The sequence below is a fragment of the Rhodococcus sp. MTM3W5.2 genome (assembly GCF_001984015.1).
In the GTDB taxonomy this organism is placed as follows: domain Bacteria; phylum Actinomycetota; class Actinomycetes; order Mycobacteriales; family Mycobacteriaceae; genus Rhodococcus_G; species Rhodococcus_G oryzae.
On sequence record NZ_CP019572.1, the window covers coordinates 2627246 to 2644568 of the forward strand.

Genomic DNA, 17323 nt, shown 5'->3' on the forward strand with positions numbered 1-17323 from the left:
CTACGTGCCCCGGCTTCCGACGCTAGCAGGCGAACGGGCCCCTCGGTGCGGCTGTCCGGGGTGGTCGGTGGGGACGACTAGCCTGGTGTTGTGCCCGATCCAGCCACCTATCGCCCCGCCCGGGAACCATTCCGGTGGCGCCAGGCGTCTACAAGTTTCGTGATCCCCACGGCCGGGTCATCTACGTCGGTAAGGCGAAGAGCCTGCGGAGTCGGTTGAGCTCCTATTTCGCGGACGTGGCGTCGCTCCATCCGCGCACCCGGCAGATGGTCACCACGGCGGGCAGCGTGGAGTGGACCGTGGTCGGCACCGAGGTCGAGGCGCTGCAGCTCGAGTACAACTGGATCAAGGAATTCGATCCACGCTTCAACGTCCGCTACCGGGACGACAAGACCTATCCGGTCCTGGCGGTGACCCTGAACGAGGAGTACCCGCGGCTGTTCGTGTACCGCGGGCCGAGGCGCAAGGGGTGCGGTACTTCGGTCCGTACGCGCACGCCTGGGCGATCCGCGAGACGCTCGATCTGCTGCTCCGGGTGTTCCCGGCCCGGACGTGCTCGGCGGGTGTGTTCAAGCGGCACAACCAGATCGGCAGGCCCTGCCTGCTCGGCTACATCGACAAGTGTTCGGCCCCGTGCATCGGCCGGGTCAGCGCCGACGAGCACCGGCGCATCGTCGAGGACTTCTGCGACTTTCTTTCCGGGCGCACCGACAAACTGGTGCGCGAGCTCGAGGCGAAGATGCTGCGCGCCTCCGACGACCTGGACTTCGAGAGCGCGGCGCGGCTGCGCGACGACCTGGGGGCGCTGCGCAAGGCACTGGAGAAGCAGGCCGTGGTGCTCGGCGACGGGACCGACGCCGACGTGGTGGCCTTCGCGGCCGACGAGCTCGAGGCCGCGGTCCAGGTGTTCCATGTCCGGGGCGGCCGGGTGCGCGGTCAGCGCGGCTGGGTGGTCGAGCGTTCCGGGGAGAGTGGATCCGAAGACCTGGTCGAACAGTTCCTGACCCAGTTCTACGGCGAACAGGCCGCGATGACCGATCAGCCCGGGCTGACCGCGGACAAGACGACGGTGGTGCCGCGCGAGGTGCTGGTGCCGGAGTTGCCGCCGAACGCCGAGGAACTCCAGGTCTGGCTCAGCGGCCTGCGGGGGTCGGCGGTGACCCTGCGGGTGCCGCAGCGCGGCGACAAGAAGGCCCTCGCCGAAACGGTGCAGCGCAACGCCCAGGAGTCGCTCGCGCAGCACAAGCTCCGCAGGGCGGGCGACCTCACCTCGAGATCGGCGGCGCTGCAAGGGATTCAGGAAGCGCTCGACCTCGACCAGGCGCCGCTGCGGATCGAGTGCGTGGACATCAGTCACGTCCAGGGCACCGACGTGGTCGCCTCGTTGGTGGTCTTCGAGGACGGCCTGCCCCGCAAGTCCGACTACCGGCACTACTCGATCAAAGAGGCTGCGGGGGACGGGCGTTCGGACGACGTGGCCAGCATCGCCGAGGTCACGCGTCGACGTTTCCTGCGGCACGCGGCGGACGTGGCGGGTACGGACGCCGCTGGCCCTGCGGACGCGGGCGACGGGGGAGACCAGGCGCCCGAAGCGGCGCTCGACCCGCAGACCGGTAGGCCGCGGCGGTTCGCCTATCCGCCGAACCTGTACGTCGTCGACGGTGGCGCGCCACAGGTCGCGGCGGCGGCGGCCGTCCTGGATGAGTTGGGGATCACCGATGTCGCCGTCGTCGGCCTCGCGAAGCGGCTCGAGGAGGTCTGGGTGCCTGGCGACGAGGACCCGGTGATCCTGCCGCGCACCAGTGAATCGCTTTACCTGCTGCAGCGGGTGCGCGACGAGGCGCATCGATTCGCGATCACTTTCCATCGGAGCAAGCGTTCGCGTCGGATGACGGCCTCGGCGCTCGACTCCGTCCGCGGTCTCGGCGAGGCCAGGCGCACCGCGCTGGTCACCCATTTCGGGTCGGTGGCCAAGCTCAAGCAGGCGACCGTTGAGGAGATCATCGAGGTGCCCGGGATCGGGGTCACCACCGCGAAGGCGGTGCTGGTCGCGCTCGGGGCCGAACCCGATCCGGCGCAAGCCGCGACATCAATGGGCGCGGATGACCCGGTGGTGGACGCCGCGGTGGGGGATGATGGTCCCAGCGTGACCGCCACGGCGGCGGGTGAGGGTGAGTTCGGGGGCTCCGACCAGCACGGAAACGGACTGAGGAGGGCGGGAGTCGAGTGAGTGACGTGACCGGGCAGGGGGAGTCGGAAATGGAGGTGGCGTTGGTCACCGGCCTGTCCGGCGCCGGAATGAGTACCGCGGCGAACGTGCTCGAGGATCTCGGTTGGTACGTCGCGGACAACCTGCCGCCCGAATTGATCTCCCGGATGGTCGACCTCGGCCTCGAACCCGGATCGCGGATCCCCAAGCTCGCCGTCGTGATCGATGTCCGGAGTCGCCGGTTCACCGGCGACCTCGTCTCGGTCATCAAAGAGGTGGAATCGAAGGCGACGCGGACCCGGGTGCTGTTCCTGGAGGCGACCGATCAGGTGCTGGTCCGACGGTTCGAGCAGGTCCGGCGCAGCCACCCGCTGCAGCAGGACGGCGTCGACGGCACCCTGATCGAGGGGATCGAGGCCGAGCGGGTGCAGCTCGCGCCGGTCAAGGCCGACGCGGACCTGGTGATCGACACCTCGTCGCTGTCGGTGCACGAGCTGCGGCAGAAGATCGAGTCCGCGTTCGGCGGCGAGACGACCGGGGCGATCGCGATAACCGTGCAGTCCTTCGGTTTCAAATACGGGCTGCCGATGGATGCGGATCTCGTGTGCGACGTGCGGTTCCTGCCGAATCCTCACTGGATTCCGGAACTGCGCGAACACACCGGGCGGGATGCGGCGGTGAGCGACTACGTCCTCTCCCAGGACGGTGCCAGGGACTACCTGGACACCTACCGGCATTTGTTGGAGTTGACGACCAACGGATACCGTCGGGAAGGCAAGCGTTACATGACAATTGCGGTGGGGTGCACCGGCGGGAAGCATCGGAGTGTGGCAATGACTGAGGCCCTTGCGGGCATGTTGGAGCGGGAGCAGGGTGTGACCGTCAAGGTCGTGCACCGGGACCTGGGGCGCGAATGACGTCCGACTCCTTCGCGGAGGTTCCCGCCGGCCCCACGATCGTGGCCCTCGGCGGCGGCCACGGTCTCTACGCCACCCTCGGTGCAGCGAGGCGAGTGAGCTCCGACGTCACCGCGGTCGTGACGGTCGCCGACGACGGCGGCTCCTCGGGTCGGCTGCGGTCCGAACTCGGCGTGATCCCGCCCGGCGACCTTCGGATGGCGCTGGCCGCGTTGGCGGCGGACACGCCCGAGGTGCGGACCTGGACGGCGACGCTGCAGCACCGCTTCGGCGGCACCGGCGCGCTCGCGGGTCATTCGGTCGGCAACCTCATCCTTGCCGGGCTCAGCGAGGTGATGGGCGGCACTGTCGCCGCCCTCGACGAGATGGGCCGGGTGCTCGGCATCCACGGTCGCGTGCTGCCGATGTCGCCGATCGCGCTCGACATCGAGGCCGACGTGGTGGGTCTGGAGAGCGACCCTCGGGTCAGTCGATGCATCCGCGGGCAGGTGGCCGTCGCAACCACACCCGGGAAGGTGCGGCGCGTGCGGTTGCTGCCGCCGGATCCGCCCGCCTGCCCCGAGGCGGTCGCCGCCATCGAGCGGGCCGACCTGGTGCTGCTCGGTCCCGGTTCCTGGTTCTCCAGCGTCATCCCGCACGTTCTGGTGCCCGAGCTGGTGCAGGCCCTGATGGAGACCAGGGCGCGCAAGACGCTGATCCTCAACCTGGTGGCCGAGCCGGGCGAGACGACGGGTTTCTCCGCGGAGCGGCATCTGCACGTACTGTCCCAGCATGCGCCCGAGCTGACGGTCGACGACATCATCGTCGACTCGGCGTCGGTGCCGGAGGGCAGCGAACGCGACTATCTTCACCGGGCCGCCCAGCTCCTGGGGCCGAATTGACCTACGCCGACGTTGCGGACAACGGCGGTGCGACACACCACGCGGGCAAGCTCGCCGCGGTCCTCGACCGCCTCGCGGTGCCGAAGGAACGCCAGACAACCCCGGAAGGGAGACCACTTCGTGGCAATGACAGCGGAGGTCAAGGACGAGCTGAGCCGGCTTGCGGTGACCCAGGTCTCCGCCCGCAAGGCCGAGGTCTCGTCCCTGCTTCGGTTCGCGGGCGGGCTGCACATCGTCGGTGGGCGCGTGGTGGTCGAGGCGGAGGTGGACCTCGGCAACACCGCGCGTCGGCTCCGCCGCGAGATCTTCGACCTGTACGGCTACTCCTCCGACGTGCACGTGCTCGGCGCGGGCGGGCTGCGCAAGAGCTCCCGCTACATCGTGCGGGTTGCCAAGGAGGGCGAGGCCCTCGCACGCCAGACGGGACTGCTGGACCTGCGTGGCCGTCCGGTGCGTGGGCTGCCCGCCCAGGTCGTCGGCGGCAGCGTCGTCGACTCGGAGGCGGCGTGGCGGGGTGCGTTCCTCGCACACGGCTCGCTGACCGAGCCCGGTCGTTCCTCGGCGCTGGAGATCAGCTGCCCTGGCCCGGAGGCGGCGCTCGCGCTGGTCGGCGCGGCCCGCAGGCTCGGTGTCGCGGCCAAGGCCAGGGAGGTCCGCGGCACCGATCGGGTCGTGGTGCGCGACGGCGAGGCGATCGGCGCGCTGCTCACCAGGATGGGCGCCCAGGACACGAGGCTCACCTGGGAGGAGCGCCGGATGCGGCGGGAGGTCCGGGCGACGGCGAACAGGCTGGCGAACTTCGACGATGCGAACCTGCGGCGGTCGGCGCGGGCCGCCGTCGCCGCGGCGGCGCGGGTCGAGCGGGCCCTGGAGATCCTCGGTGACGACGTGCCCGATCATCTCGCCGCGGCCGGCAGCCTGCGGGTGCAGCACCGGCAGGCCTCGCTGGAGGAGCTCGGCCAGCTGGCCGATCCGCCGATGACGAAGGACGCGGTCGCGGGCCGGATCCGTCGCCTGCTGTCGATGGCGGACCGCAAGGCGAAGGACACGGGGATCCCGGACACGGAGTCCGCGGTGACCGCCGACCTGCTGGACGAGGCGTAGCGCAGCGGAGCCGACCATCTGCACCGAGGCGTAGCGCAGCGGAGCCGACCATCGGCACTGAGGCCTAGCGCGGCGCAGCCGGCCGTGTATTGAGCCTCACCTCGGGCGCAGTGGGTGATCCATCCCACTGGGCCACCTGTCTTTGCGTCCCGCGCGGAGCACTAGTGTGGGGCACACATCTGATCGATGAACACTGAGAATGGTCAAAGGAGCGAATTGTGACTGTCCGGGTAGGCGTGAACGGCTTCGGTCGTATCGGACGTAACTTCTTCAGGGCGGTCGATGCGCAGAAGGCGCTCGGCACCACCGACATCGAGATCGTGGCGGTCAACGACCTGACCGACAACGCGACCCTCGCCCACCTGCTCAAGTACGACTCGATCCTGGGCCGTCTGCCGTACGACGTCTCCCTCGACGGCGACGACACCATCGTCGTCGGCGATCAGCGGATCAAGGCGCTTGCGCACCGCGGCCCGCTGGACGAGCTGCCCTGGGGCGACCTGGGCGTCGACGTGGTCGTCGAGTCCACCGGCATCTTCACCGATGCGGCCAAGGCGAAGGGTCACCTCGAGGCAGGCGCCAAGAAGGTCATCATCTCCGCGCCCGCCAAGGGCGAGGACATCACCATCGTGATGGGCGTCAACGACGACAAGTACGACGGCAGCCAGAACATCATCTCCAACGCCTCGTGCACCACCAACTGCCTCGGCCCGATCGCCAAGGTCCTCGATGACGAGTTCGGCATCGTCAAGGGCCTGATGACGACGATCCACGCGTACACCCAGGACCAGAACCTGCAGGACGCCCCGCACAGCGACCTGCGTCGTGCCCGCGCGGCCGCCCTGAACATCGTTCCCACCGGTACCGGTGCGGCCAAGGCCATCGGCCTGGTCCTCCCGCAGCTGCTCGGCAAGCTCGACGGCTACGCGCTGCGGGTTCCGATCCCCACCGGCTCGGTCACCGACCTCACCGCGAACCTGCGCAAGTCGGCCACCGCCGACGAGATCAACGCCGCGATGAAGGCCGCCGCCGAGGGCCCCCTCAAGGGCATCCTCAAGTACACCGATGCGCCGATCGTGTCCTCGGACATCGTCACCGACCCGCACTCGTCGATCTTCGACTCGGGCCTGACCAAGGTGATCGACGACCAGGTCAAGATCGTCTCCTGGTACGACAACGAGTGGGGCTACTCCAACCGTCTGGCGGACCTCATCGGTCTCGTCGCGAAGTCCCTCTGATCCACGTGGCTGTTCAGACACTGAAGGATCTGCTGGACGCCGGGGTCGCGGGCCGCACCGTGCTGGTGCGCTCGGACCTCAACGTCCCGCTGGACAACGGCACGATCACCGACCCGGGCCGCATCATCGCGTCCGCGCCGACGATCCGCACGCTGGCCGAGGCAGGCGCCAAGGTCATCGTGATGGCGCACCTGGGCCGCCCCAAGGGCGAGCCCGACGCGGCGCTGTCGCTGGCCCCGGTCGCGGCCCGGCTCGGCGAGGAGCTCGGACGCAACGTGCAGCTTGCCGGCGATGTCGTCGGGCAGGATGCACTGGCCCGTTCCGAGGGACTCACCGACGGCGACGTGCTCCTGCTGGAGAACATCCGCTTCGATCCCCGTGAGACCAGCAAGGACGACGCCGAGCGGGAATCGCTCGCCAAGGCGCTCGTGGAGCTGGTCGACGGGGACGGCGCGTTCGTCTCCGACGGATTCGGTGTGGTGCACCGCAAGCAGGCGTCCGTCTACGACGTGGCGAAGCTGCTGCCGCACTACGCGGGCACCCTGGTCGCCACCGAGGTCGAGGTGCTGCAGAAGCTGACCGAGGAGTCCGAGCGGCCGTACGCGGTGGTGCTCGGCGGCTCGAAGGTCTCCGACAAGCTGGCCGTGATCGAGGCGTTGGCCACCAAGGCCGACACCCTGGTCATCGGTGGCGGCATGTTCTACACCTTCCTTGCCGCGCAGGGGGTGTCCGTCGGTAACTCGCTGTGCGAGGAGTCGATGATCGACACCTGCAAGTCGCTGCTCGAGCGGTACGCCGACGTCATCCACATCCCGCAGGACGTGGTGATCGCCGACTCGTTCTCCGCCGACGCGGAGTCGAAGACGGTGTCGGTGCTCGAGATCCCGGACGGCTGGATGGGCCTGGACATCGGACCGGAGTCGGTGGAGCGCTTCGCGGCGATCCTGTCCGGCGCCAAGACGGTGTTCTGGAACGGGCCGATGGGCGTGTTCGAGTTCGAGAAGTTCTCGGCGGGCACCAAGGGTGTCGCCGAGGCGATCATCGGGGCCACCGGCAAGGGCGCGTTCAGCGTCGTCGGCGGCGGCGATTCCGCGGCCGCGGTGCGGCTGCTCGGCCTCCCGGAGGACGGCTTCTCGCACATCTCGACCGGCGGCGGTGCGTCCCTGGAGTACCTCGAGGGCAAGTCCCTCCCTGGCATCGAAGCGCTGGAGGGCTGAGCGATGGCACGTAAGCCGCTCATCGCGGGCAACTGGAAGATGAACCTCAACCACTTCGAGGCCATCGCCCTGGTGCAGAAGATCGCGTTCTCGCTGCCCGCGAAGTACTTCGACAAGGTCGACGTGACGGTGATCCCGCCGTTCACGGACATCCGCAGCGTGCAGACGCTGGTCGAGGGCGACAAGCTCCTGCTCACCTACGGTGCACAGGATGTCTCCGCGCACGATTCCGGCGCGTACACCGGTGAGATCAGCGGTGTCATGCTGGCCAAGCTGGGCTGCACCTTCGCGGTGGTGGGTCACTCGGAGCGTCGCACCCTGCACGGGGAGTCGAACGAGACGGTGCTCGCCAAGACCAAGGCGGCGCTGAAGAACGGCCTGACCCCCATCGTGTGCATCGGTGAGGGCCTGGAGATCCGCGAGGCAGGCAACCAGGTGGAGTACAACCTGGAGCAGCTGCGTGGATCCCTCGCCGGCCTGTCCGCGGACGAGATCGCCAAGGTCGTCGTCGCGTACGAGCCGGTGTGGGCCATCGGCACCGGCCGGGTGGCAACTCCTGCGGATGCGCAGGAGGTCTGCAAGGCGGTTCGCGGCGAGCTCGCGACGCTGGCGTCGGCCGAGGTCGCGGCGGGCGTTCGCGTCCTCTACGGCGGCTCGGTGAACGCGAAGAACGTCGGCGAGATCGTCGGCCAGCCGGACGTGGACGGTGCCCTCGTTGGCGGCGCCTCGCTGAAGGCGGACGAGTTCGCGACGCTCTCGGCAATTGCCGCGGGTGGTCCGCTGCCGTGATCTGACGGTCCCAGAACGAACGCCGGTGGGCGCGTGGTCTTCGGATCCCGCGCCCATCGGCGTTTTATGTGTCGAGAGGTAACATGTAGTTACGTCGACAAGAGGAGCACCAGGTGAAGTTCGAGGAGATCCCCGCGGTGAAGAAGATCGGGATCCAGGTGTTGAAGGCGCATCAGTGGGTCTACGAGCGCACGAACGGCCGGATCGGCCATCGGATCCTCGGGGTGCCGTGCCTGCTGCTGGACTCCGTCGGCGCGAAGACCGGGCAGGCGCGGGTCAACAGCCTCACCTATGTGCTGGACGGCCGGGACTACGTGGTGGTGGCCTCCAACGGCGGCGCACCGCGATCGCCCGGCTGGTACTTCAACCTGCGGGCACGTCCGGACGCCTCGGTCCGAGTGGGTACCACCACCGTGCCCGTCACCGCCCGCCTGATCGGACCGGAGGACGCGGACTACGCGCGGCTGTTCGCCGCGGCCGACGCGAACAACGGCGGCCGCTACAGCGGCTACCAGCGGCACACCGACCGCCCGATCCCGCTGGTCGTGCTCACGCCGCGGTAGGGAACGCAGAACGCCGGTGGGCGCGTGGCTTCGGGCCGCGCGCCCACCGGCGTTTCGCGAGGTCACATCAGCGGAGCAGCTTGGCCTTCAGCTTGCCGATGGTGGCCTGATCCAGGCCGAGGCCGTCGGTCAGGTACTTGTCCATCGAACCGTAGGTCGCGGTGACCTGGTCGAGGCCGGCCTGCAGGAAGCTCGACTCGACGGTGACCAGCGGGATGAAGTTGACGTAGGCGTCACCGAAGGCGCGCTTGAGGCCCTCGGTGTTCTTGGCGATCGAGTCCTTGGCGTACTCGTTGGTCAGCAGGTAGTCGTCCATGATCGTCTGGCTCGACACGCCGGCGATGCTGAGCAGCAGTGCGGAGGTCCAGCCGGTGCGGTCCTTGCCAGCGGTGCAGTGGAAGACCTGGCCGCCGTCCGTGTTGGCCATGGCGGTGAGCAGTTTGTTGAACTTCGACCGCTCGACGGAACCGGTGACGAAGGCGCGGTTCATGTCCTGCATCATCTTCCTGGCGTCCTCGGGGACTTGATCTTCCCGAGCATCTCGTTGATGTTGCCGGACAGGATCGGGATGCGCTTGTAGGCGACGCCTGCGGGCAGCACGTCCTGCTTCTGGGCGACCTCGTCGTCGGCGCGGAGGTCGTACACGGTGGAGAGCTTCAGGCCGGTCAGGGTCGCCATGTCGGCCTCGTTCGGGACGATGGCGTTGGCGCGGTAGAACACCCCCTTGTTGACGTTCTTGCCGTGCGATCCCGCGTATCCGGCGCCGGTGCCCGCGACATCACGGAAGTTGTCGATGCTGGCGAGGCGGGGAGCGTCCGGTGCGGTCTGGCCTGCGCCGACGCTACCGAGGCCTGCGGAGCCGGAGTTGAGCAGTTGGGCAAGAGCAGGGGGAACGACCGGGTCGGCCTGTGCGAGGCCCGCGCCGCTGAAACCGGCGAGCAGCACTCCGCTCGTCACCATCAGCGATCCCGCGATCCTGGAACCGTGTCGAGACATGAAGAACCTTCCGATCGGATTTGTGAGGTCTGTCGGGAGGCGAAGGTAGTCAGGTGGGCGCTCCGCTGTCTCGAATGACGGCCGTTCCTCCCGCTCAGCGGTCACAATTCGTGTTGGGAGGCTCACAGTCCGGTCCGATACGAGGGCATTGCGGGCCAAACGGTAGGCTTGGGCGACTTGTGGCCGTATCCGTCAGCGAAGGCGTGGAGATTACATGGAACTGTTCCTGGACATCCTGCTGGTGATCACCAGCCTGCTGCTGATCGTGCTGGTGCTGCTGCACCGTGGTAAGGGTGGCGGCCTGTCCAGCCTGTTCGGCGGCGGCGTGCAGTCCAGCCTGTCCGGTTCCACGGTCGTGGAGAAGAACCTCGACCGGCTCACCGTTTTCACGGCCATCATCTGGCTGATCGCGATCCTCGGCATCGGTCTCCAGATCAAGTACAGCTGACGACACCACCGGATCCGGGCGTCCTGATCCTGCCGGGACGGGGCTGAGCACCGATACTGGTTCCATGAACCCGTTGCCCGTGCACGAGGGTCCGCGTCCCCACCATCCGGCCGAGCCTCCGCGGGAGGCCACCGAACCGCTGCGCGAGGACATCCGGCTGCTCGGCGGGATTCTCGGCGAGATCATCCGCGAGCAGGCGGGCGACGAGGTCTTCGAACTGGTCGAGCGCGCGCGGGTCGAGTCGTTCCGGGTGCGCCGATCGGAGATCGATCGCGCCGAGCTGGCCGCCCTGTTCTCGAGCGTCGATGTCGGCGTCGCGATCCCGGTGATCCGCGCATTCAGTCACTTCGCCCTGCTGGCGAACCTCGCGGAGGACCTGCACCGCGAGCGGCGCCGGGCCGTCCACGTCCGGGCAGGGGAGCCGCCGCAGGACAGCAGCCTCGCCGCGACCTACCGGAAACTCGATGCTGCGCACCTCGATCCGGCGATTGTGTCCCACGAGCTCGAGGGCGCATCGGTGGTGCCGGTGATCACCGCGCACCCGACCGAGACCCGCCGCAGGACCGTGTTCGAGACCCAGCATCGGATCACCGAGCTGATGCGATTCCGCGAGCGCACGGAGCTGGACCCGGGCGAACTGGCGGCGGTCGACCGCGACCTGCACCGGCAGATCCTCACCCTGTGGCAGACCGCCCTGATTCGGCTGTCGCGGTTGCGGATCCAGGACGAGATCGAGGTGGGCCTGCGGTACTACGACGCGGCCCTGTTCGAGGTGGTGCCGCGGATCAACGCCCAGCTGCGCGGGGAGCTCCGGCGCCGCTGGCCGGAGGCGAACCTGCTGGCCGAGCCGATGCTCACCATGGGGTCCTGGATCGGCGGCGACCGCGACGGGAATCCCTTCGTGACGGCGGAGGTGGTGCACCGGGCGACGCGGAGGGCCGCGGCCACCGCGCTCGAACACCACCTCGGCGAGCTCGAGCTCCTCGAACGGGAACTGTCTATGTCGGATCGGCTCGTCGACTCCTCGGCGGCGCTGCGGGCCCTCGCGGACGCGTCGGGCGACGACTCACCGTTCCGGTCGGACGAGTCGTATCGGCGTGCGCTGCGCGGGATCCGGGCGCGGCTCACGGCGACCGCGGTCCGCATCCTGGGCGGGGCCGAGGTCGCGCTGTCGAGGTCTGCCCTTCACCAGCCGGGTCTGGAGCCGTTCGGCACGGCGGCGGAGCTGCTCGCCGACCTCGACGTGATCGACGCCTCGCTGCGCGGGCACGGCGACGAACTGGTGGCCGAGGATCGGCTCGCGACGATGCGTGAGTCGGTACAGGCGTTCGGGTTCCACCTGTCCGGGCTGGATATGCGGCAGAACTCGGAGGTGCACGAGCAGGTGATCGCGGAGCTGTTCGCCTGGGCGGGTGTGCATCCGGATTACCCGTCGCTGTCCGAGCAGGAGCGGGTCGCGTTGTTGACGGCGGAGCTCGGGATGCGGCGGCCGCTGGTGGGTCCAGGGGCCCGGTTCGGCGAGCTGACCACCTCCGAACTGGCGATCCTGGCGGCGGGGGCGGAGGCCGTCAAGAGCATCGGGGCAGGCTCGATCCCGAACTACATCATCAGCATGTGCACCTCCGTCAGCGACATGCTGGAGGCGGCGGTGCTGCTCAAGGAGGTCGGCCTACTCGATCCGGGGGCGAACGGGTCCGCGCCCTCGTGCCCGGTCGGGATCGTCCCGCTGTTCGAGACCATCGAGGACCTGCAAGGCGGTGCGGCGACGCTGACCGCGGTGCTGGACGTGCCGGTGTACCGCGCGCTGCTGACCGCGCGCGGCGGGCGGCAGGAGGTGATGCTGGGGTACTCGGACTCCAACAAGGACGGTGGGTACCTGGCGGCGAACTGGGCGTTGTACCGGGCGGAGCTGGACCTGGTTGAGGCCGCGCGGTCGGCGGGGATCCGGTTGCGGCTCTTCCACGGCCGTGGCGGAACCGTCGGTCGAGGAGGGGGACCGAGCTACGAGGCGATCCTGGCGCAGCCGCCCGGCGCGGTGGCGGGGTCGTTGCGGATCACCGAGCAGGGCGAGGTGATCGCGGCGAAGTACGCGGAACCCCGACTGGCGCACCGCAATCTGGAGACCCTGCTCGCCGCGACGCTCGAGTCCACGCTGCTGGATGTGGAGGGGCTCGGCACGGATGCGGAACCGGCGTACGCGGTGCTCGACGAGCTGGCCGCTGCGGCCCGGGTTGCGTACAGCGACCTGGTGCACGACACCCCCGGGTTCGTGGAGTACTTCACCACCTCGACGCCGGTCGCCGAGATCGGCGCGCTGAACATCGGCAGCCGGCCTGCCTCGCGGAAGGCCACCAAGTCGATCGCGGACCTGCGGGCGATCCCGTGGGTGTTGTCCTGGAGCCAGTCCCGCGTGATGCTGCCGGGCTGGTACGGCACGGGGACGGCATTCGAGGAGTGGGTCGGCGGCGATCCGGCGCGCCTGGCGAGGCTCACGGAGCTGTACGAGCGGTGGCCGTTCTTCCGTACCGTGCTCTCGAACATGGCGATGGTCATGTCGAAGTCGGACATGGGCCTGGCGGCGCGGTACGCGGAGCTGGTGCCGGATGTGGCGTTGCGGGAGAGGGTATTCGGCAAGATCACCGCCGAGCACGCGCGGACGATCGCGATGTACAAGGCGATCACCGGTAACGACGACCTGCTCGCCGACAACCCGGGACTGCGGAGGTCGGTGCACAACCGGTTCCCGTACCTCGAGCCGCTGAACCACCTGCAGGTGGAGTTGCTGCGACGGTACCGATCCGGCGACGACAGCGATCTGGTGCGGCGCGGCATCCAGCTGACGATGAACGGACTGGCCACCGCGCTGCGCAACAGCGGATAGCGGATCGGCGTTCGGGCGAGGGAAGGGACGATCGCCGATGGCGACCTTCGACGTGACGGTCGAGGACTACGACTCGCGCGACCTGCTCGCGATGTCCGGATGCCCGGCGTGGACTTTGGACGTCGAGCGGTCCGCGCTGCTCGTCCACGACCTCCAGCCCTACTATGCGGATGTGCTGGCGAGCGGGGTTCGTTCGCGAGTGGTAGCCGAGACGTCCCGGTTGGTGGACTGGGCAGCAGACCGGGGAGTGCCCGTCATTGGGAGCGCCCCTCGCGCGGCTACCGAGCTGAGGCAGCGCGGCCTGCTCGGGGAACTATGGGGGATGGGTCCGACGGAGTGTCAATCGGCCGAGATGGCGATCGACTCGCTCGCATCGGGCGTGACGTGGGTGAAGAAGCGCAGTTACAGTGCCTTCTTCGCAACCGACCTCGCCGAGGAGTTACGCCGCACCGGTCGTGACCAGTTGGTCGTCGCGGGCGTCTTCGCGTCGGGGGGCATCCTCGCGACGACCTTCAATGCGTTCGCGCGCAATGTGCAGTCCTTCGTCGCAGTCGAGGCAACCGCCGACTATACGAAGGGCAGGCACGCGACAGCGCTCGGACTCATCACAGAGCTCACCGGACGGGTGGTTCCGGTTGCCGAGATCATCGCGAGGTGATGACATGCCAGAAACTCAAGCGGCGAAGGTGAATCGGTTCTGCCGGTTGTGAGCCGGCCTGGGTGATCGTTGGGAGTCGATCCATCTGGGCGGGCGGAACCACGGGTGTCCGTCGTCCCCATGAAGACTTCCCAGTCGTCCTTGTGGATGAGCTGATGGTGAAATCGGCAGAGTAGTACCAGGTTCGACAGTTTGGTATGGCCGCCGTTGGACCAGTGTTTGATGTGATGCGCCTCGGTCCAGGCGGCGGGTCTGGTGCAGCCTGGGAAGGCGCATCCGCCGTCGCGAGCGTGGAGTGCTCGACGCAGTTTCCTGTTGACGAGTCGGGTGCTGCGGCCGACATCGAGCGGGGTGCCCTCGTTGTCCATGGTGATGGGGGTGATGACGGCATCGCAGGAGATGCGGGCAGCGAGCCGCAGTGAGATCGGGCCGAGCCATGGCATCCAGGCAGGCCCGCGCCTGCGGGCAGCTGATCTGTGGGGTGCGTGACTGTCGGGCACTGGCGCGTCGGGTGCTCCGGACGCGGAGGCGAGGTCGTTGGCATCGACGAAGACCGTGAGGTTGGGTCGTTCGCCACCTTCGCCGGGTGCCTGGCCGGAGTTCAGATAGGCGCGGACGATGTCGGTGAGTGCCTCGGCCCGGCGTTGCGCGGGGGTGCGGTCGTCCCGGTCGCTGGCTCCATCTCTGCTGGTTGCGCCGGGGCGCGGCTTGGAGAGTGCCGACAGCGCGGTGAGGAGGAGTTCGCCGGACTCGGCGTCCAGGGTGCCTTTGAGATGGACTCGCCCGCCGAGGGTGGGTGAGGCGAAGAACTCGTTGAGGTCGGGATTCTCTGCGGCTCTGGGTTTTCCGTCATCCTCGGATTCGAGGACTTGTCTGAGTGCGCGGGCTCGCTTGGCGAGGACGAGTGAGTCTTCGTCGTGGGCTGCGAAGAGCAGGTACTCAGCGCACGCCGTGGCTGCGTCGACGTCGGCCGCGTTCCACGGGAGGTTGGCATCGTCAGAATCTGTGCCATTGGGGTCGCGATCAGCCGCGGACCGGTCGGCGAGGTTGTCGGGGAGCGAAGTGAGAAACCCCAGTATCACCCGCACATGGTCGATATCGATCGCCCCGGAATCGAACGCGGTCGCGACGGCCGGATACTGCACCAACTGATTCCCGAGCGTGACCACTTGATTCGCACGGCCCGGCGTCAGGCCCGTGGCCACTGCCAGCCATGCTCCGGGCGAGGACGCCCCGGCATTCTCGGCGACACAACGCTGGTCGATCTCGTGCATCATCCGAACCCGCAGCGCCTCACACCGTCGCATCATCAACGACAGGGCAGGTACAAGGGCCAGCAGTTCGGTCTCGTCGAGGCGCCAGGCGGCCACATCCTGCGGCGCATCCAGCAACTCGTTGAGTTCCATAGGGCCAATCGTACTCGAATGTATGTTCGAGTGCGCGGGATTCGGGCGCTCTTGTGGAGTGCTGTGTGTGCGCCCAACTCCGTAGCCGACCTAACGGTGGAACCGCAGCGCCCGTCCCCGCGTCAAACTCCCCAACGGTCGCAAAAGACCGAGGGGGAGTTCTGTGATGACCGACTGCTCAGGAGCGCAGGCAGCGTGGCGTGGGGGAATCGACAAGCGATCGCGAAACCGGCCCGCGATCCGGAGTGGATGCAGACCTACTGGATCGCGGGAGGTGTGGGGTGCCCCCGAAGTGCATCCGGTCCGTCCTCCAGTCGTGGAGGACGAACCAGATGAGGGCTGAGCGTCAGCTCGCGGGCAGGTCCGCGGCAGCGGCCTTGTCGAGCATCCAGATGGTCGACTCGGAACCGATCGCACCGGCCGACGGGATGTCCACGGGGCGAGCGCCGGTCAGCGCAGCGCTCACGGCCTCGGCCTTGTCCGCGCCCGCGACCAGCAGCCACACGCGCTTGGCCCGCCGCACGGCCGGAAGCGTCAGGGTGACCCGCTGCGCAGGAGGCTTGGGGGAGTCGGTGACCCCCACGACGAACCGCTTGTCCTCGCGCACGGCATCGGTGTCCGGGAACAGCGAGTTGATGTGGCCCTCGCCGCCCATGCCGAGCAGGTGCACATCGAACTCGGGGATCGAGTTCGACCCGGCGTGCGCACTGAGCAGGTGGCTGTAGGCGACGGCCGCGGCATCGGGGTCGCCCGCGTACAGCCCGTCGCCGTACGGCATCGGGTGCAGGCGAGCAGGCGTGACCGGGACGTGGTCGAGCAGCGCCTCGTGCGCCTGGACCTCGTTGCGGTCCGGATGGCCCCGGGGCAGGAATCGCTCATCGCCCCAGTAGAAGTCGACCTTGGACCAGTCGACGGCGCCCGGGTTCTCCCGGACCTTGCGCAGCAGCCCGATCCCGTTCCCGCCGCCGGTGAGCACCACCGCGGCCTCGCCGCGCTCGGCCTGCGCGGCGACGATCACGTCGACGAACTGGGCGGCCGCGGCCGTCACCAGCTCATCGGAATCGGCGTAGGTCTGCACGCTCACGTTGTCACTCATAGTTCACCTTCGTCAGCCCGGAGAGCGCCGCGTGGTAGATCTCGTCCGGGTCGAGGCGGCGCAGCTCCTCGGCCAGGCAATCACGAGTTTCTCGACGAGCAAGCGAGACAAGGGAATCCGGCGCCCCGAGTCGGCTAAGGGTCGCGGTCTTGCCGGTCTGCGGCCTGCTGAGCGTCACCGACCCGCTCTCGCGCTCCAGCACGACCCTCAGCTCGCCCGCCACCCGCCGGACCGGCCCGTCGATCCGGCTGGCCAGCCAACCGGCGATCATGTCGACGGCGGGCTCCTCGGCGAGGCCGGACACGGTCGCCGAGACGATCCGCTCGTACGGCGGCTGATCGAGCGCGGAGGTGAGCAGCGCCCGCCAGTAGGTGATGCGGCTCCACGCGAGGTCGGTGTCGCCCGCGGTGTACGACTGCAGCCGCGACTTGATGGTGGCCAGCGGGTCCCGTGCGCCGGTCGCATCCGTGATGCGGCGGATCGCCAACCGCCCCACCGGATCCTGCGCGGGGAACGGCGGGCTCTTGTCGGGCCACCACGCCACCACCGGGGTGTCGGGGAGCAGGAACGGCACGACCACGCTGCTCTCGTGGTCGGCGAGCTCGCCGTGCAGCCGCAGCACCACGACCTCCGATGCGCCCGCGTCGCCGCCGACCCGAATCTGGGCGTCGAGCCGCGTCTCCGCGGCCCGGTCGCCGCGCGCGACCACGATCACCCGACACGGATGCTCGCGACTGGCCTCGTTGGCCGCGTCGATGACGTCCTCGGCGTTCTCGCTGTCCAGGGTGCAGACGACCAGCGTCAGCACCCGACCGAGGGTCACCGCACCGCCGGTCTCGCGGACCTCGACGAGCTTCTTGTTGATCTTCTCGGTGGTCGTCGAGGGGATGTCGATGATCACTGGAGCGCCTCCACGATTG

Annotated in this window: 12 protein-coding genes and 3 pseudogenes; 11 read left to right on the top strand and 4 right to left on the bottom strand. The window is 68.6% G+C overall.

Annotation, left to right across the window (positions count from 1 at the left end):
• The first annotated feature begins 90 nt into the window (after positions 1 to 90).
• From uvrC to BTZ20_RS12155, 8 genes and pseudogenes are all read left to right on the top strand, one after another.
• A pseudogene (uvrC, locus tag BTZ20_RS12120) lies at positions 91 to 2230 on the top strand (excinuclease ABC subunit UvrC).
• Between the two features lie 29 nt (positions 2231 to 2259).
• Positions 2260 to 3126, top strand: coding sequence for an RNase adapter RapZ (gene rapZ, locus BTZ20_RS12125; protein ID WP_077041525.1), 867 nt, complete (start codon positions 2260 to 2262; stop codon positions 3124 to 3126).
• Positions 3123 to 4137, top strand: a pseudogene (locus BTZ20_RS12130) (gluconeogenesis factor YvcK family protein). The gene rapZ and the pseudogene BTZ20_RS12130 overlap by 4 nt, the downstream one beginning before the upstream one ends.
• Complete coding sequence (whiA, locus tag BTZ20_RS12135; protein WP_077041526.1) at positions 4128 to 5111, top strand: DNA-binding protein WhiA; 984 nt, start codon at positions 4128 to 4130, stop codon at positions 5109 to 5111. The pseudogene BTZ20_RS12130 and the gene whiA overlap by 10 nt, the downstream one beginning before the upstream one ends.
• A gap of 218 nt (positions 5112 to 5329) precedes the next feature.
• Positions 5330 to 6349: a type I glyceraldehyde-3-phosphate dehydrogenase gene (gene gap, locus BTZ20_RS12140; protein ID WP_077041527.1), complete on the top strand. Its 1020-nt coding sequence runs from the start codon at positions 5330 to 5332 to the stop codon at positions 6347 to 6349.
• A 5-nt stretch (positions 6350 to 6354) separates the two neighbouring features.
• Positions 6355 to 7566 (top strand): phosphoglycerate kinase, encoded by a 1212-nt coding sequence (locus BTZ20_RS12145; protein ID WP_077041528.1) that lies wholly within the window; start codon positions 6355 to 6357, stop codon positions 7564 to 7566.
• Positions 7567 to 7569: 3 nt separating this feature from the next.
• A complete protein-coding gene (tpiA, locus tag BTZ20_RS12150) occupies positions 7570 to 8355 on the top strand; it encodes a triose-phosphate isomerase (RefSeq protein WP_077041529.1) in 786 nt (261 codons plus the stop codon).
• Positions 8356 to 8468: 113 nt separating this feature from the next.
• Complete coding sequence (locus tag BTZ20_RS12155) at positions 8469 to 8918, top strand: nitroreductase family deazaflavin-dependent oxidoreductase (protein ID WP_223263737.1); 450 nt, start codon at positions 8469 to 8471, stop codon at positions 8916 to 8918.
• Positions 8919 to 8985: 67 nt separating this feature from the next.
• On the opposite strand, the pseudogene BTZ20_RS29800 reads toward BTZ20_RS12155, so the two are convergent.
• Positions 8986 to 9914: pseudogene (locus tag BTZ20_RS29800) on the bottom strand (tyrosine-protein phosphatase).
• Between the two features lie 214 nt (positions 9915 to 10128).
• Here BTZ20_RS29800 and secG point away from each other — a divergent pair.
• The 3 genes from secG (at position 10129) to BTZ20_RS12175 (ending at position 13901) form a co-directional block, all read left to right on the top strand.
• Positions 10129 to 10362, top strand: a complete 234-nt coding sequence (gene secG / locus BTZ20_RS12165) for a preprotein translocase subunit SecG (protein WP_077041530.1) — start codon at positions 10129 to 10131, stop codon at positions 10360 to 10362.
• A gap of 64 nt (positions 10363 to 10426) precedes the next feature.
• Positions 10427 to 13243: a phosphoenolpyruvate carboxylase gene (gene ppc, locus BTZ20_RS12170; RefSeq protein WP_077041531.1), complete on the top strand. Its 2817-nt coding sequence runs from the start codon at positions 10427 to 10429 to the stop codon at positions 13241 to 13243.
• 37 nt (positions 13244 to 13280) lie between these two features.
• A complete protein-coding gene (locus BTZ20_RS12175) occupies positions 13281 to 13901 on the top strand; it encodes an isochorismatase family protein (RefSeq protein ID WP_077041532.1) in 621 nt (206 codons plus the stop codon).
• Here the strand turns inward: BTZ20_RS12175 and BTZ20_RS12180 are convergent.
• From BTZ20_RS12180 to opcA, 3 genes are all read right to left on the bottom strand, one after another.
• The gene (locus tag BTZ20_RS12180) at positions 13811 to 15307 is read right to left on the bottom strand and encodes an HNH endonuclease signature motif containing protein (RefSeq protein WP_083742639.1); all 1497 of its coding nucleotides are present in this window, start codon (positions 15305 to 15307) and stop codon (positions 13811 to 13813) included. The two genes, BTZ20_RS12175 and BTZ20_RS12180, sit on opposite strands and share 91 nt — an antisense overlap.
• 346 nt (positions 15308 to 15653) lie before the next feature.
• On the bottom strand, positions 15654 to 16403 hold the full coding sequence (gene pgl, locus BTZ20_RS12185; RefSeq protein WP_077041533.1) for a 6-phosphogluconolactonase: 750 nt from the start codon (positions 16401 to 16403) through the stop codon (positions 15654 to 15656).
• A complete protein-coding gene (gene opcA, locus BTZ20_RS12190; protein ID WP_077041534.1) occupies positions 16396 to 17304 on the bottom strand; it encodes a glucose-6-phosphate dehydrogenase assembly protein OpcA in 909 nt (302 codons plus the stop codon). The genes pgl and opcA overlap by 8 nt, the downstream gene beginning before the upstream one ends.
• Positions 17305 to 17323: the final 19 nt, after the last annotated feature.

What these genes read in the sequence shown, in the direction of transcription:
- rapZ (WP_077041525.1), top strand. Translation starts at nt 2,260, where the DNA reads ATGGAGGTGGCGTTGGTCACCGGCCTGTCCGGCGCCGGAATGAGTACC.
- tpiA (WP_077041529.1), top strand. Translation starts at nt 7,570, where the DNA reads ATGGCACGTAAGCCGCTCATCGCGGGCAACTGGAAGATGAACCTCAAC.
- secG (WP_077041530.1), top strand. Translation starts at nt 10,129, where the DNA reads ATGGAACTGTTCCTGGACATCCTGCTGGTGATCACCAGCCTGCTGCTG.
- ppc (WP_077041531.1), top strand. Translation starts at nt 10,427, where the DNA reads ATGAACCCGTTGCCCGTGCACGAGGGTCCGCGTCCCCACCATCCGGCC.
- BTZ20_RS12175 (WP_077041532.1), top strand. Translation starts at nt 13,281, where the DNA reads ATGGCGACCTTCGACGTGACGGTCGAGGACTACGACTCGCGCGACCTG.
- BTZ20_RS12180 (WP_083742639.1), bottom strand. Translation starts at nt 15,307, where the DNA reads ATGGAACTCAACGAGTTGCTGGATGCGCCGCAGGATGTGGCCGCCTGG.
- pgl (WP_077041533.1), bottom strand. Translation starts at nt 16,403, where the DNA reads ATGAGTGACAACGTGAGCGTGCAGACCTACGCCGATTCCGATGAGCTG.